The organism is Hydrogenophaga sp. L310, from assembly GCF_055703065.1.
Genome location: NZ_JBVPZA010000003.1, coordinates 280,016 through 293,751 on the forward strand (window position 1 = coordinate 280,016; position 13,736 = coordinate 293,751).

The window sequence follows — 13,736 nt, forward strand, 5'->3', positions numbered from 1 at the left end:
CCGCCGGCGCTCACAACATCTTCTGGATCAGCGCGCCTTTGAACAACACCGGCCCGGTCGGACCGGTTTCGCTCGGCACGCCGCCCTTGGGCTCCAGGCTGATTGCCAGCGCCGGCACTTCGCGCACGTCGCGCTGGTCGGCCGCCAGCTGCAGCAGCTTCTCCTGACTCAGCACGCCCAGTGAACGCGGTGCCGCGCCGGGCGGCAGCGCCCAGAGCTGCAGGGACTTGTCGGCCGCTTCCTGGTAGCCACCCACGCGCTGCAGCGTGAGGCGGCCGTTCTTCGGGTCGAAGGTCACCAGCATGGACGCGCTGGCCTGCTCGTCATTGAGCACGGCCACGTATTCGATCTGCGGTTGCGCTGACAGCTGGGCCTGCAGCTCACCGATCTGCGCACCCATCTCGTCGCGCAGGCCCACGGCCGTGACGACCGCCAGCACCGTGGCCAGCGCGCCGGCCGCGGTGGTGCCGCGCCACAACGCCAGGCTGCGCAGCCAGCCGCCCGGTTTGGGTGGCGCTTTCGCTTCGTGCGCGGCGGCCATGGCGGCCTGTTCGCGCTCGGCTCGCACGAGGTTGTCAATGCGCGTCCACACCGCGGGCGAAGGTTCGACGGGGGCCTGCAGCTCGTTCATGCTGGCCACGCGGCTTTGCCAGATGAGCGCGGCCGCGCGCACCGGTGCCTGTTCGCGCGCCAGCGCTTCAAAACGGCGGCGCGCACCACCGCGCAAGGTGCCCAGCGCGTAGGCGCTGGCCAGACGGTCCAGCAGTTCGGGGTGTTGGGGCAAGTTCATGCAAACCTCGCCATGCATTGGCGCAGGTGGTCCAGCCCGCGGCGTATCCAGGTTTTCACCGTGCCCAGTGGCAGCTTGAGCTGTTGCGCCAGCTCGCCGTGGCTCAGGTCGCGCAGGTAGGCCAGGCTCACCACCTCGCGTTGCCGGTTCTCCAGTCGCCCCAGGCACTGGTGCAGCGCCCAGGCCTGCTGGCTCGCGAGGCTGGTGTCCATGGGATTGGGGGAGTTGCCTTCGAGCGTGTCGGCCATCGCCTCGTCGATTTCATCGGTCAGGTGTTCACGCTCGGCCTTGCGGCGGCGCAGCAGGTCCAGCGATCGGCTGCGCACGATCAGGCCGAGCCAGGCCATTGGCGGGCTTAACGACGCGCGGTAGTCGGGCGCGGTGCGCCAGATCTGCAGAAAGGTCTCTTGCAGTGCGTCTTCGGCCCACTCGTTGTTGCGCACCACCCGCATCGCGAGACCGTAGAGCTTGCCCGAGGTCTGGTCGTACAGCGCTTTCAGGGCGGGCTCGTCGCGCCGGGCCACGCGGTCGATCAGCGCCATGAGTTCGTCGTCGGGTTGGTCTCGCATGCGCGCATTGTGCGGGAGCGCCCGACCCGCCGTGGACCACAGGGTCTTGAACGGGGCCAGGCCGATCATCATGGCCGCCGCCGGCGGGGCAACACCTGGGTGGGCACGCTCAGGGCGGTGAGCGGCGTCACGTTGAGCGCGGTGGGCGCGGCTTCGACCAGCTGGTCGGTGTGCCACACGCGCAGGCGCGCCGCGCCTTCGGGCACGCCCTGCAGCGTGGCCACACCCGCGGCGTCGGTCTTGACGGCCCAGGGCGAGTCGGTGACGAACAGGAAGCCGCGCATGGAGCCGTGGATGTGGCAACCCAGCTGCAGCGGGCCCGCCTGGCCGAGCGTCACTTCGGCGCTTTCGGGTGGTAGGCCGTCAGCCTTGCCGCCCAGCCGCAGTTCAAACCCCGCGCCCGGTCCGGCGGTGAGGCCGGCAAGCCCGGCGGGCAGGCCGCGCACATGGTGTTCCCAGCCGTCGAGGTTGGTGAAGCGCACGCGCGAACCCACCGGCACCAGGGTCAGCGCCGGATCGAACCGCATCTTCTGCTGGGTGATCGTCGCCTGCACCGGCGCAGGCACCGGTGGCTTGGTGCCGTTGACCGGCTCGACCAGCACCACGGCGTCGGCCAGCGGCTGGCCATCGCGCGCGAGCAGGGTGATCTGCACCGTGGCCGCCTGGGCGGCGCCTGCGAGCAGCGCAATCGCGGCAGCCGCGGCGCCTGACAAGGCCCCGGCCTTCATCGCGTGTTCACCACGTCGCGGTGCATCGGCGCGAGCAGCGCGAGCAACTGGTTCTGGCGGGTGAACGGGATGCCGCGCGCGTCCATGCTCACTTGCAGCACCTCCACCAGCGCGTTGAAGTGGCTGCGCGTCACGTCCATCTCGGCATGGGCCTCTTTCATGTCGGGGCCCTTGTAGACGCAGGGGCCACCCGCGAGCTGGCAGACCTGGTCGGTCAGCTGCTTGGCGAGGTTGTCGAGCTTCGTTTCCTTGAACTGCTCGCCGATGCGGGCATCGGCCTTCAGGCGGATCACGAAGTCGTCCATCAGGGCGCGGATGCCGGCCTGTTCGCCGAAAGCCTGGTACAGCCCGGGCGCGGGCGCCACCGGGTAGGCGGAGGCGGGCGTGGCTTGCAGGGGAGCGGGCATGCTCTGGGCCAGGACGTGCCCGCTGCCCATGGCGAGCAGGGTGAGGGCGGTGGCGGTGATGAGGTGTTTCATGTCGGTCTTCATGGGGTGATGGGATGGGGAATGCTCAGAAGGCGATCTGTGCCGAGAGGTAGACGCCGGTCTGCTTCCTGTTGCCGGTGGTGGCGGGCACGATGCGTCCCAGGTCCACGTAGGCGGCGGTGAGCGAGACGTTTTTGCTCGGCGCCCAGGCGATGAAAATGTCTTTCCAGTCGTCGGCACGCAGGCCGTCGCCCAGGCCCGCGGCGGCGCCCGCGCGCTGCAGCTTGTTGGGCATGGCGCGGTACTCGAAGCCCACGGCCACGTTCTTGCTCAGCAGGTAGGCGACCGAGAGCTCGGGCATGAGCTCGTAGCCGTTGTCCGCGCCGCCCAGCCGGGCGCCAAAACCGAGCAGGCCGTTCTGGTTGGCCTGGGTGGCGCGCAGCGTGCCGTTGACCACCACGCCTTGTGCGAGGAAGAGCTTGGTCGCGCTCACGTAGAAGTCCACGCCATCGCGTTTCGCGCCCAGCGCGTCGAGCGTGCCGTCGAGCCCGCTGGAGCGCAGGCGCTTGGCCTGAACGCCCACGGCGATCTGCGGCATCAGCGAGTCGCTGTCGAGCACGGCATCGCCGGCCACGCGCAGCTTGGCGCCCAGGATGTCCTGCTTCAGGTGCAGGCCGGGCAGACCGAGCAGCGTGCCGGTGATGCCGGTGTCGAAATCCTGATGGCCGAAGGAGAGTTCCAACCGGTCGTTGAAGCCCACGGCCACGCCCGCCGCGGTCAGGCCGTGGTCCCTCGTTTCGGCTCGGCTCAGGTAGGCCGACACGCCTTTTTCGCCCTCGGTGGCCTGGCTGCCGATCACGGCCCAGGGGCTGATGCCGCCGCCGGCCGCGCCTTCCACCGTGCTCACGCCGCCGGTGAGCAGCAGCTTGCCGGTGTCGGCCTGGGCGGGTGTGGCGGCAAGCAGGGCGGCCGAGGCCGCCAGTGCCAGCAGGGTGGTCGATGTGGCCTGGGGGCGACGGGTCTCGGTGAGGTGATTCATGGGGTGGTTCATCGCGTGTTGGGGTGAAGTGTTTGCTGGTGGGGTGTCGATGCCAGCGCGGGGTCTGCACAGCTGGCCCACCCACTACGCAACCCGGCGCCGTGTGGATTCAGCGATGTGAATCACCTCAAAAATTTGTGGGTTTCTGAATCCACCCGTTGGGGCGTCTGCGTATCCGGGGTGTCGGCAGCGCTGGTCCCACCCGATCAACGCCACCGGCCCCACGACAACCGAACCCACCCCACCTCAAGGAAACACCACCATGTCACGCTCCACCTCTTCCGCTTTCACCGCATCCACCCCGCTGATCGCCGCCACCCCGTCACGCCGCTCCTTCATGGGCACCGGCGGCGCGCTCTCTGCCGTCGCCGTGGCCCTGCTCGCCGGCAAAGACGTCATGGCCGCCGGCATGAAGGGCGACATGTCCAAAGACGTGTCCATCCTCAATGTGGCGCTGGGCCTGGAGCACGAAGCCATCAACGCCTACCAGCTCGGCGCCGGCAGCGGCCTGCTGCAGAAGCCGGTGCTTGATGTGGCGGTGCAGTTCCAGGGCCACCACAAGACCCACCGCGACGCGCTCATCGCCACCATCCAGAAGCTCGGCGGCAAGCCGGTGGCCGAGATGAAGCTGGAGGAATACGCCAAGGCGCTCAACGCTGCTTCGCTGAAGAGCCAGGGCGACGTGCTCGACCTCGCGGCCCGCCTGGAGCTGGGCGCGACCAACGCCTACCTGAGCGTCATTCCCGCGCTGGGTGACCGCGAACTCGCCAAGGTGGCCGCCCGCCTGGCCGCCGACGAGACCATGCACTTCACGGTGCTGAACAACGCCCTCGGCCGTACGTTGCCGCCGGGCGCGTTCTCGTTCGGCGCCTGATCCGCGTGTTTTTCGGGCCGGGGACGGTTGGCCGCCCCGGCTATTTCGCTGTCACACCCGTTCTTCTTTCAACCGCAACGAGGAGTTTTTCCATGTTCATCAAAACCACCCTGGCTGCCGCAGCAGCCCTTGCCCTCACAGCTTGCGCCTCCAAGATGAGCGCACCGGCCATGGCGTATTCGCAGGTCGGCCTGCCCGCCACCGTGCAGGTGCCCGCCGGTCACAAGGTCGCCATGGAAACCGTGGGTGTGGGCCAGATCACGTACGAGTGCCGCGCCAGGAAAGACATGGCCGGCCAGTTCGAGTGGGTCTTCGTCGGCCCCGATGCCATACTGATGAGCCGCAACGGCCAACAGGTCGGCAAGTACCACGGCCCGCCCGCCACCTGGGCCAGCATGGACGGCTCCCAACTCACCGCCACCCAGCTGGCGGTGGCGCCCGCTGCGGCCGGCAGCATCCCGCTGCAGCTGGTGAAGGCCAACCCGGCGATGGGCATGGGCGCCATGCAGGGCGTGACCTACATCCAGCGCGTGAAGACGCAGGGCGGCGTGGCTCCTGCCATGGCCTGCGATGCGGCCAAGATGGGCAGCCAGCAGATCGTCAATTACCAGGCCGACTACATCTTCTGGAAGGCCGCGTGAGCCAGGTTCACACCGCGCGGTTGAAACCTTCCAGCAGGTTCACCGCGTTGGTGCCCACCGCGTCCACCGCGTAGCCGCCCTCGAAGGTGAACACCGTGGGCAGGCCGGCACTGGCCAGCGCCTCGCCCACGGCGAAGTAGTCGGCGCTTCGCAGCGTGAAGCCCGAGATCGGGTCGCCTTCGAAGGTGTCCAGGCCCATGGGAACCACCAGCGCGTCGGCGTTGAAGGCGTTCACCGCGTCCAGCGCCTGGCCGAGCGCCGCGCGCCAGGTGGCGAAGTTGGTGCCGCGCGGCAGCGGCAGGTTGAGGTTGAAGCCCTCGCCCGCACCCGCACCGCGCTCGTCCGCATGGCCCAGGAAAAAGGGGTACTCGGTCACCGGGTCGCCGTGGATCGAGACCGTCAGCACGTCCGCACGCTCATAGAAGATGGTCTGCGTGCCATTGCCGTGGTGGTAGTCCACGTCCAGCACCGCCACACGCTGCTTCCCGCCGTCGCACAGCGCCTGCGCCGCAATCGCCGCGTTGTTCAGGAAGCAGTAGCCACCCAGAAAGTCCGGCCCTGCGTGGTGGCCCGGCGGGCGGGTGAGCGCAAACACCGAGCGCGCACCGCCCAGCACCTCGCGCGCCGCCGCCAGCGCACAGGCCGCGCCACCGCGCGCCGCGGCCCAGGTGCCCGCCATCAGCGGTGAGCCCGAGTCAAAACAAAACAGGCCCAGCCGCGCCGCGAAGTTCTGCGGCAGCACGTCGGTGCGGAAGGCGTGTTGGTTCCCCAGCGGCCAGACCGAGGGCAGGGCATCGCGCAATCCGTTCGCCGGGTCCATGGCCACCCACTCATCCCAGGCGCCGGTCAGAAACTGCGTGTAGCACGCGTCGTGCACGCGGGCGATGGCAGCGTCCAGATCGACTTCAGCCACCTCGGGGGTTTCCAGCGCCCCCAGCGACCGGCGCTGCAGCTCCGTCAACACGAAGTCCAGCCGCGCCGGCACCTCGTGGCACGGCACCATCCGGCCGCGGAACATCTCTTCGCGTCCCTGGTGCAGGGCGTGGTGGGGGTTGTGAAAGGTTTTCATGCGGCGCAGTGTCGCATGGGGCTCGTCGTTGCCGGGCACCACTTCGCCGGGGCATGAACGGTACCGAACAGTTGTGCGCCGCGAAGCCCGCTACGATGCGATTTACGGCCCGCGCCTTGAACCGAGCCCCTGCACATGACAACGATCCAGCACCCTTCGCGCACCCGCACCCGGCAACTGATCGGTTTGGCTGGCTGGATGGCCCTGTGTTTTGCCACCGCCGCTGCGGGCGCGGTCGCGTCGACCAACGCCAAATCGTTCTACAGCGGGCTGGTGCAACCGGCCTGGGCACCGCCCGGCTGGCTGTTCGGCCCGGTGTGGGCGACCCTGTTCACCATGATGGCCATCGCCGCCTGGCTGGTCTGGCGCGCGCCGGCAGAGCCCGCCGCACGGCGCTGGGCACTCGGCCTGTTCGTCGTGCAGCTCGCCGCCAACGCCTTGTGGAGCTGGCTCTTCTTCGCCTGGCAAAAGGGCGGCTGGGCGTTCGCAGAAGTGCTGGTGTTCTGGGTGCTGATCGCGCTCACCTGCGCCGCGTTCTGGCGCATCCGGCCGCTGGCCGGCGCCCTGCTGCTGCCCTATCTTGTCTGGGTAGCGTTTGCCTCGTACCTCAACTGGGTGCTGTGGCAGGCGAATCCGGCGATCCTGGGTTGAACCCCCTGCTTCCGCTCTGTCTTCAGCGACCCCGATTCCTTATTCACCACCCAAGGAGCATCCATGTCATCCGGAAAAATCCTCGTCGCCCAGGGCGGCGGCCCGACTGCCGTCATCAATCAGTCCCTCGTGGGCGTGGCGCTGGAGGCGCGGCGCTTCCAGAACGTGAAGCTGGTCTACGGCGCGCGACACGGCGTGCGCGGCATCGTGGACGAAAACTTCGTGGACCTCACGCAGGAGACCAGCCACAACCTCGAAGCCGTGGCGCGCACGCCGGCTTCGGCGCTGGGCTCCACGCGCGACAAGCCCGACCTGAAGTACTGCCAGGAAATCTTCAAGGTTCTCAAGGCACACGAAATCGAGCACTTTTTCTACATCGGCGGCAACGACTCGTCGGACACGGTGCGCATCGTGAGCGAAGAGGCGCGCAAGGCCAACTACCCGCTGCGGTCCATCCACATCCCGAAGACGATCGACAACGACCTGGTGGGCAACGACCACACGCCCGGCTTCCCGTCGGCGGCGCGTTTCGTGGCGCAGGCTTTTGCCGGCGCCAACCTCGACAACGCTTCACTGCCCGGCGTGTACGTGGGCGTGGTGATGGGCCGGCACGCGGGCTTTCTCACCGCCGCATCGGCGCTGGGCAAGAAGTTTCCGGACGACGGCCCGCACCTGATCTACGTGCCCGAGCGCGTGTTCGAGATTCCGAAGTTCCTGGCCGACGTGAAGGCCATGTATCAGCGCCACGGCCGCTGCGTGATCGCGGTGAGTGAAGGTATTCACGACGCGTCGGGCCAGCCCATCATCACCCAGCTGGCCAAGGACATCGAGAAGGACGCACACGGCAATGTGCAGCTCTCGGGCACCGGTGCATTGGCCGATCTGCTGTGCGAAGAGATCAAGAACAAGCTGGGCATCAAGCGCGTGCGCGGCGACACCTTTGGCTACCTGCAGCGCAGCTTCATCGGTTGTGTTTCCGACGTGGACCAGCGCGAGGCGCGCGAGGTGGGCGAGAAGGCGGTGCAGTTCGCGATGTGGGGCAGCGTGGACGGTTCGGTGGCGATCAAGCGCACCGGCTTCTATTCGGCCGACTACGAGCTGCTGCCGCTGGACGCGGTGGCCGGCAAGACGCGCACCATGGAAGACGAGTTCATCACCGCCAGCGGCACCGACGTGACCGACGCTTTCCGCCTGTACCTGCGCCCGCTGCTGGGCTCCGACATGCCCGACGCCTACCGCCTGCGCAACAACCCGGTGGCCAAGGTGCTGCACAGGGGCTGAACGGGGCAGGGGGTCGGGGTCCCGCTGTCGCGCCGATTGGGGATTGATCTCTTGTGATCCGCTGCGGGGGCTGATAGCCTGCAGCTTCGCCGTCGCACTTCCGGCGCTGCCGGTGCACGGTGCACGTCCTGCCCTCTGTGACCTTTGTCAGAAAGCGAGCGATCCGTGAACCCTGCCATCCTGCCCACCTTCCGTTTCCCCGAAGGCACCTGCATCGCCCAGGCTCAGCCCCACATGGGGGTGCCCGTGACGCTGAATTCCCCCGGTCGAGCGGTCATGACCGACCTCACCCATGTGCGCGCCGCCACCATCGCGCCCGACATGGGGCTGAACGAGGCGCGCCAGACCATGATCCACCAGGGTGTGCGCCTGCTGTTCGTGGTCAGCGAGATCCCCTGGATGGACGGACTCATCACCTCGACGGATCTGGAGGGTGAACGCCCGATGCAGGTGATCAACCAGCGCGGTCTCCGCTACGAAGACCTGACGGTGGCCGACGTGATGTCTCCCCTGGGCCAGCTGGATGCGATCGACCTCGACGATCTCGCGCACACCACGGTCGGCAAAGTCGTGGCCACCCTCAAGCACGTGGGCAGACGCCACATGCTGGTGGTGCAGAAGGGGGACGACAGCCAGGGACCGCGGGTGCGCGGCGTCATTTCTCAAACGCAGATCGAGCGCCAGCTGGGCAAGCCCATCGATGTGATCGAACTCGCGGGCAACTTCGCCGAGATCCGGGTGTCGCTGGCGGCCTGAAGCGCGCTGGCAGACAGTTGCCGGCTCAGCCCAGCGCCTTGAACGGCTGCAGCGGTGAGAGCGGCGTGAAGCCGCCCGGGCGTTTTTCTTTCATGGCGGCGATGGACTCGCGCACATGCGCGTTGCTCCAGATCGCGCCCTGCAGCCAGCCCATCTGGCGCAGGCTGTCTTCCACGGAATGGTCGCGTGCGTAGTTCACGGCCTGCTTGGTGCCCCAGATAGCGATCGGCGGCTTGCTGGCAATCTCTTTCGCGCACAACAGCGCCGCGGCGAGCATGGCCTCGGCCGTGTCGAACACTTCGTTCACCAGCCCGTAGGCCAGCGCTTTGGCGGCGGGCAGGCGGCGGCCGGTGTAGGCCATCTCTTTCACCACGGCGAACGGGATCAGCTTGGGCAGGCGCTGCAGCGTGCCCACGTCGGCCACCATGCCGATGTTGATTTCCTGGATGCAGAAAAACGCGTCTGCCGTGGCGTAGCGGATGCAGGCGGCGGTGACCATGTCCACCGCGCCGCCGATGCAGCCGCCCTGGATGGCGCAGATCACCGGGAAACGCAGGTTCTCGATCTTGGTGAAAGTGGCCTGCATGTCGGTCAGCAGATCGAAGATGGCGGCGCGGCCTTCGGGGCTCTGGTCGTCCATGGTGATGGCGCCACTGAAGGTTTCCAGCGCCATGCCGGCGCTGAAGTGTTTGCCGGTGCTGCTGATCACCAGCGCGCGCGCCGTGCCTTCGGTGTGGAGGGCGGTCAGCACCTCGTCCAGCTCGCGCCAGAAGGTGGGGTGCATGGTGTTCATCGCTTCGGGCCGGTTGAGCACCAGGTGGGCGACGTTATCCGTCAAGCTCAGGGAAAAGCAGGTCGGTGTGGTCATTGGAGGCCTTGTCTTTGTGGGGTTTGGAAGGAAGCGAAGCACTGTAGCCCGAGGCCTCTTCGCCTTCTGTCCCGGGCTTGACCAGCTTGCCCACGCGCACGCCCAGCAGGCGGATGCGCCGGCTCAGGTCCACACGCTTGAGACACTGGCCCGCCTGGCGGCGGATGGTGGCAGCGTCGTCGGTGAAGTGATCGATCGTCACGTCGCGCGTCACGCTCTGGAAATTGTCATACCGCAGCTTGATGCCGATGGTTTTGCCCGCATAACCCTTGCGTTGCAGGTCGTCGGCGACCTGCTCGCACAGCGTGGTGAACACCGTGCCCAGCTCGGCGCGGTCACGCACCGCGTGCAGGTCGCGCTCGAAGGTGGTTTCGCGGCTCATGCTCACCGGCTCGCTCTCGGTCACCACCGGGCGCTGATCGCGGCCCCAGCTCACTTCGTGCAGCCAGTGGCCGTAGCTCTTACCGAAGTGTTCGATCAGCCAGCCGGGCTCGCGCGCCGCCAGTTCGCCGATGGTGTGGATGCCATACCCCTGCAGCTTCTCATCGGCCTTGGGGCCCACGCCGTTGACCTTGCGGCAGGGCAGCGGCCAGATCTTCGCCTCCAGATCGTCGGGCCAGACGATGCTGATGCCGTTGGGCTTGTTGAATTCGCTCGCCATCTTGGCGATCAGCTTGTTCGGCGCCACGCCGATGGAGCAGGTGATGCCGGTGGCCTGGAAGATGCTCTTCTGGATCAATCGCGCCAGCACGCGCCCGCCCTCGCGCTGGCCGCCGGGCACGTGGGTGAAGTCGATGTAGACCTCGTCCACGCCGCGGTCCTCCATCACCGGCGCGATCTCCAGGATGGTGCTCTTGAACAGGCGCGAGATGCGGCGCACCTCGTCGAAGTCCACCGGCAGCAGGATCGCCTGCGGGCAGAGCCTGGCCGCCTTCATGAGCCCCATGGCCGAGCCCACGCCGAACTGGCGCGCGGGGTAGGTGGCGGTGGTGATGACGCCGCGCCCGGTGTAGCCCGAAAGGCGGGGGAAAAAATCAACCGGGATGCGGCTGAGGTCGCCATCGGTCCAGTCGCGTTCCGGGTAGGCCTCGCGCAGTCGGGCCAGCACATCGTCCTCGCGCCGCCGCCCGCCGCCGATCACCACCGGCAGGCCCTTGAGCTGCGGGTAGCGCAGCAGCTCCACCGACGCAAAAAAGGCGTCCATGTCCAGGTGCGCGATGCGCCGGGGCAGGGGGGCGTGTGGGTTGGTGGGGGCGGTCACGGCGCCAAGCATAGCGCTGTGGATGCGCGGTGCGGCGGGCTAAGATGGTCCATCTGCGCAGCGCCGTCGCGCTGCCGTTTTCTGGGAGCGCCAACATGAACGCACTGTCCCGCCTGATCGCCGCCCTGCTCGTGGGCGCGGGCATCGCCGTCGCCGGTTTTTCGGTGAGCCAGGGTCTGGAGCGCTTCCGCATGTCGGACCGCTCAGTCACCATCAAGGGCCTGGCCGAAAAGGATGTGGAGAGCGACTTCGCCATCTGGACGCTGAGCTTCCGCCGCGCTGGCAACGAGTTCGGCACCGTGCAGCAGGCGCTGGCCGCCGACCGCGAAAAGGTGCTGGCCTTTTTGAAGGAGCGCGGATTCACCGACGCCGAACTCGAAGCCCGGCCGCTCCAGGTGCAGGACCTGATGGCGCGCGACTACGCGCAGGGCAACGTGCCTTTCCGCTTCAACGGCAGTGGCCAGGTGCTGGTGAAGACGAGCCGCGTGGCCGATGTGGCCAGCGCCGCGCTGGCGGTGGACCCGCTGATCCAGGGTGGCATCCAGCTTGGGGGCGACGGCGAAGGCGCCAGCGGCCCGCGCTACCAGCTGCGCGGCTTCAACGACATCAAGGCGCCGCTGCTCGCCGAAGCCACACGCAACGCGCGCGAGCAGGCCGACAAGTTCGCGGCCGAAGCGGGGGCCAGCCTCGGCCCGTTGAAAAACGCCAACCAGGGCGCGATCCGCATCACCGGCACCGACGGCAACGACTTCGATGACGGCAGCTCGCGCAGCAAGCGGCTGCGCGTGGTGAGCACGTTCGAGTATGAGTTGAGGTAGAGCACCCCCCGCAGCGCTTCAAGCGTCGGGTCGCGCTTCGGACGCCTCTGCTGCGGGCGTGTCGCCTTCCATGTCCCCGGGAATGCCTGACCAGCTTTCCCAGCCCGGGCCAAAGGTTTCGATGGGGTGCTGCGTGCGCTCCGAGCCGTTGCCGCAGAGCAGGTCGTCGGTGGCGCAATAGCGGTCACAACCCCAGCAGTTGCGCTCGGGGTGGGGTGGGTTGACCGGGAAGCGTTTGGCCATGACCGAAGGCGGTTGGCGCACCCGGAACCTCAGATCGACTTCTGCACCAGCCAGCCCTTGAACAGCCAGGGCAGGCTGGGGCTGGCGCCGGCGGGCACGCCGCCTTTGCTCTCGGCGCTGACGGCCAGCTCGGTCACACCTTGCAGATCGGTCTCTTTCACCGGCATCTGCAGCGTCTTGTATTTGCTCTCGATCACACCCAGCGAGCGCGGCGCGGCATCGCCCGCGATGGCCCAGACCTGCATGCTGTCTTCGCGGCCTTCTTTCACGTCGTTGAGCCGCTGCAGCAGCAGGGCACCGTCCTTGGGGTTGTAGGTGGCGAGCATGGCGGGTTTCTGCTGGTTGTCCTGCAACAAGGCCACCTGGCGGATCTGTGGCACCTCAACCAGCCGGGCCTGGGCGTGCTGGATCTGCGCCTGCAGCTGCGTCATCAGGCTGCTGTGGGCAGCCCAGCCGATCAGCAGCACGAGCAGCAAAAAAATGGCCAGTGCGCGCCACCAGGGGCTGACGCGGCGGTCGGAAATTTCGGTGGAGTTGATGGATGTCATGGCGGTAGCGGTTTTCTTTTTCCCATTCAGGTGAAGTGGGATTACCATCGGCCCCTTTTCGGGAGTTTCAGGCACGGCGCATTCTCCCACGCACCCCCACGTCAGACGACTTCGCTGCGATGTCCATCAACGAATCCGACCAAACCATCACCGACTGGCCCGACAGCGGGTCAGAGGTGCCCACGCTGCCCGTTGGCCGCCTGGTGTATGCCAGTGTGTGTCTGGTGCAGGAGGCGGTGCTGGACGAGATGCGCCGCATCCGCGACCACGCCTTGGCACACAACGGGCCGGAGGGCATTCGTGTGGCGCTGCTGTACATGAGCGGCTGGTTCGTCGAATGGATGGAGGGGCCCGAGGGCGCGATCCAGGCGCTGTTGCAACGCGTGGCGCAGGATCCTCGGCACCAGGGGATCAAGGTGATTCACCGCAGCGTGGGACGGCCCCGGCTGTTCCGCCCCTGGATCGGCTCCATCGTGCAGACGCCCGAACGGCCCGATGCCTTTGGCCTGCGTGTGTTCGAACAGCTGGACCGGTTCGAGGCTGGCCAGGTGGTGGACCCGGCCAGCGTGTGGCTGGCGCTTTGCTCGCCGGCCGTGGCCGCCATGCCGACACCCTTGGGCCAGTACCCCCGGATCATGCTGCTCTCGGCGCGAGGCGCCCGGACGTTCGACCTGATCACCTGGCTGGCGAGCGTGCAGCGGCAGCCCCTGGTGCGGCGCCGCTTCGCTGGCGCTGCCGACGATGCCCCCGATGTGGAGAGCGACTACCTCGACCTGCCGGCACACGGTCGGCAGGGCCTGCGGCTGATCGCGAATGCCCGCAAGGGGCTGGCCATGGGCATGACACACGCGTTCCTGCCCGATTACACGGCCGTGGTGGTGCTGCTCGACCAGGATCCGGCCGCCAACCAGCGCATCGTTGATCGGGTGCTCGCGGCCTGCCGCCAGGTGCACCATTTGCCGACCATCGTGGGACTGGGAACGCAAGCGGAACTGACCACCGATTTGATGGAACAGGTCGAGCGCCAGGGACTGGCCTGGCTCGCAGCCCGCACCCGCACGGGCAAGCCCGATCTGGGGGACTACTGGGTGGCCTTGCTGCCAGCGCTGAACGCGCTGGAGTGAATGGGCACACCCCCGTCGCTTGTTCGCTGCGCGTAACCGCTCCGCCCC

The 13,736-nt window shown here is 67.7% G+C and carries 17 protein-coding genes; 7 read left to right on the forward strand and 10 right to left on the reverse strand.

Annotated elements, in window-relative coordinates:
- Positions 1-10 precede the first annotated feature (10 nt).
- From AC0GNO_RS08025 to AC0GNO_RS08045, 5 genes are all read right to left on the reverse strand, one after another.
- Positions 11-790: an anti-sigma factor gene (locus tag AC0GNO_RS08025; RefSeq protein ID WP_472887557.1), complete on the reverse strand. Its 780-nt coding sequence runs from the start codon at positions 788-790 to the stop codon at positions 11-13.
- Positions 787-1,359, reverse strand: a complete 573-nt coding sequence (locus AC0GNO_RS08030; protein WP_472903629.1) for a sigma-70 family RNA polymerase sigma factor — start codon at positions 1,357-1,359, stop codon at positions 787-789. Before AC0GNO_RS08030 ends, AC0GNO_RS08025 begins: the two co-directional genes overlap by 4 nt.
- Before the next feature lie 68 nt (positions 1,360-1,427).
- Positions 1,428-2,087 (reverse strand): cupredoxin domain-containing protein, encoded by a 660-nt coding sequence (locus tag AC0GNO_RS08035; RefSeq protein ID WP_472903630.1) that lies wholly within the window; start codon positions 2,085-2,087, stop codon positions 1,428-1,430.
- A complete protein-coding gene (locus tag AC0GNO_RS08040; RefSeq protein WP_472903631.1) occupies positions 2,084-2,566 on the reverse strand; it encodes a group I truncated hemoglobin in 483 nt (160 codons plus the stop codon). Before AC0GNO_RS08040 ends, AC0GNO_RS08035 begins: the two co-directional genes overlap by 4 nt.
- A 34-nt stretch (positions 2,567-2,600) precedes the next feature.
- Positions 2,601-3,554, reverse strand: a complete 954-nt coding sequence (locus AC0GNO_RS08045) for a DUF3034 family protein (protein ID WP_472903632.1) — start codon at positions 3,552-3,554, stop codon at positions 2,601-2,603.
- A gap of 262 nt (positions 3,555-3,816) precedes the next feature.
- Here AC0GNO_RS08045 and AC0GNO_RS08050 point away from each other — a divergent pair, with 262 nt between their 5' ends.
- Together AC0GNO_RS08050 and AC0GNO_RS08055 are read left to right on the forward strand one after the other, a co-directional pair.
- A complete protein-coding gene (locus AC0GNO_RS08050) occupies positions 3,817-4,428 on the forward strand; it encodes a ferritin-like domain-containing protein (protein WP_472903633.1) in 612 nt (203 codons plus the stop codon).
- Positions 4,429-4,520: 92 nt separating this feature from the next.
- Positions 4,521-5,069, forward strand: a complete 549-nt coding sequence (locus AC0GNO_RS08055) for a DUF3455 domain-containing protein (RefSeq protein ID WP_472903634.1) — start codon at positions 4,521-4,523, stop codon at positions 5,067-5,069.
- 7 nt (positions 5,070-5,076) lie between these two features.
- Here the strand turns inward: AC0GNO_RS08055 and AC0GNO_RS08060 are convergent, their stop codons facing one another.
- Positions 5,077-6,138: a histone deacetylase family protein gene (locus tag AC0GNO_RS08060; RefSeq protein WP_472903635.1), complete on the reverse strand. Its 1,062-nt coding sequence runs from the start codon at positions 6,136-6,138 to the stop codon at positions 5,077-5,079.
- A gap of 135 nt (positions 6,139-6,273) precedes the next feature.
- Here AC0GNO_RS08060 and AC0GNO_RS08065 point away from each other — a divergent pair, with 135 nt between their 5' ends.
- The 3 genes from AC0GNO_RS08065 (at position 6,274) to AC0GNO_RS08075 (ending at position 8,826) form a co-directional block, all read left to right on the forward strand.
- Entirely contained in the window at positions 6,274-6,789 is a 516-nt protein-coding gene (locus AC0GNO_RS08065; RefSeq protein WP_472903636.1) for a TspO/MBR family protein, read from the forward strand.
- A gap of 63 nt (positions 6,790-6,852) precedes the next feature.
- Positions 6,853-8,070 carry a 6-phosphofructokinase gene (locus AC0GNO_RS08070; RefSeq protein WP_472887548.1) on the forward strand — a complete coding sequence of 406 codons (1,218 nt, stop codon included), beginning with the start codon at positions 6,853-6,855 and terminating at the stop codon, positions 8,068-8,070.
- 165 nt (positions 8,071-8,235) lie between these two features.
- Positions 8,236-8,826, forward strand: coding sequence for a CBS domain-containing protein (locus AC0GNO_RS08075; RefSeq protein ID WP_305361921.1), 591 nt, complete (start codon positions 8,236-8,238; stop codon positions 8,824-8,826).
- A 25-nt stretch (positions 8,827-8,851) separates the two neighbouring features.
- Here AC0GNO_RS08075 and AC0GNO_RS08080 read toward each other — a convergent pair whose 3' ends face one another.
- Both AC0GNO_RS08080 and AC0GNO_RS08085 read right to left on the reverse strand, forming a co-directional pair.
- Entirely contained in the window at positions 8,852-9,694 is an 843-nt protein-coding gene (locus AC0GNO_RS08080; protein WP_472903637.1) for an enoyl-CoA hydratase-related protein, read from the reverse strand.
- A complete protein-coding gene (locus AC0GNO_RS08085) occupies positions 9,654-10,967 on the reverse strand; it encodes a Y-family DNA polymerase (RefSeq protein WP_472903638.1) in 1,314 nt (437 codons plus the stop codon). Before AC0GNO_RS08085 ends, AC0GNO_RS08080 begins: the two co-directional genes overlap by 41 nt.
- 83 nt (positions 10,968-11,050) lie before the next feature.
- Here AC0GNO_RS08085 and AC0GNO_RS08090 point away from each other — a divergent pair, with 83 nt between their 5' ends.
- On the forward strand, positions 11,051-11,773 hold the full coding sequence (locus tag AC0GNO_RS08090; RefSeq protein WP_472903639.1) for an SIMPL domain-containing protein: 723 nt from the start codon (positions 11,051-11,053) through the stop codon (positions 11,771-11,773).
- 18 nt (positions 11,774-11,791) lie between these two features.
- Here the strand turns inward: AC0GNO_RS08090 and AC0GNO_RS08095 are convergent, their stop codons facing one another.
- Both AC0GNO_RS08095 and AC0GNO_RS08100 read right to left on the reverse strand, forming a co-directional pair.
- The gene (locus tag AC0GNO_RS08095; RefSeq protein ID WP_472903640.1) at positions 11,792-12,016 is read right to left on the reverse strand and encodes a DUF3079 domain-containing protein; all 225 of its coding nucleotides are present in this window, start codon (positions 12,014-12,016) and stop codon (positions 11,792-11,794) included.
- A gap of 29 nt (positions 12,017-12,045) precedes the next feature.
- Entirely contained in the window at positions 12,046-12,564 is a 519-nt protein-coding gene (locus tag AC0GNO_RS08100) for an anti-sigma factor domain-containing protein (protein WP_472887544.1), read from the reverse strand.
- 119 nt (positions 12,565-12,683) lie between these two features.
- Between AC0GNO_RS08100 and AC0GNO_RS08105 the strand changes: the two genes are divergently transcribed.
- On the forward strand, positions 12,684-13,688 hold the full coding sequence (locus AC0GNO_RS08105; RefSeq protein ID WP_472903641.1) for a BLUF domain-containing protein: 1,005 nt from the start codon (positions 12,684-12,686) through the stop codon (positions 13,686-13,688).
- Positions 13,689-13,736: the final 48 nt, after the last annotated feature.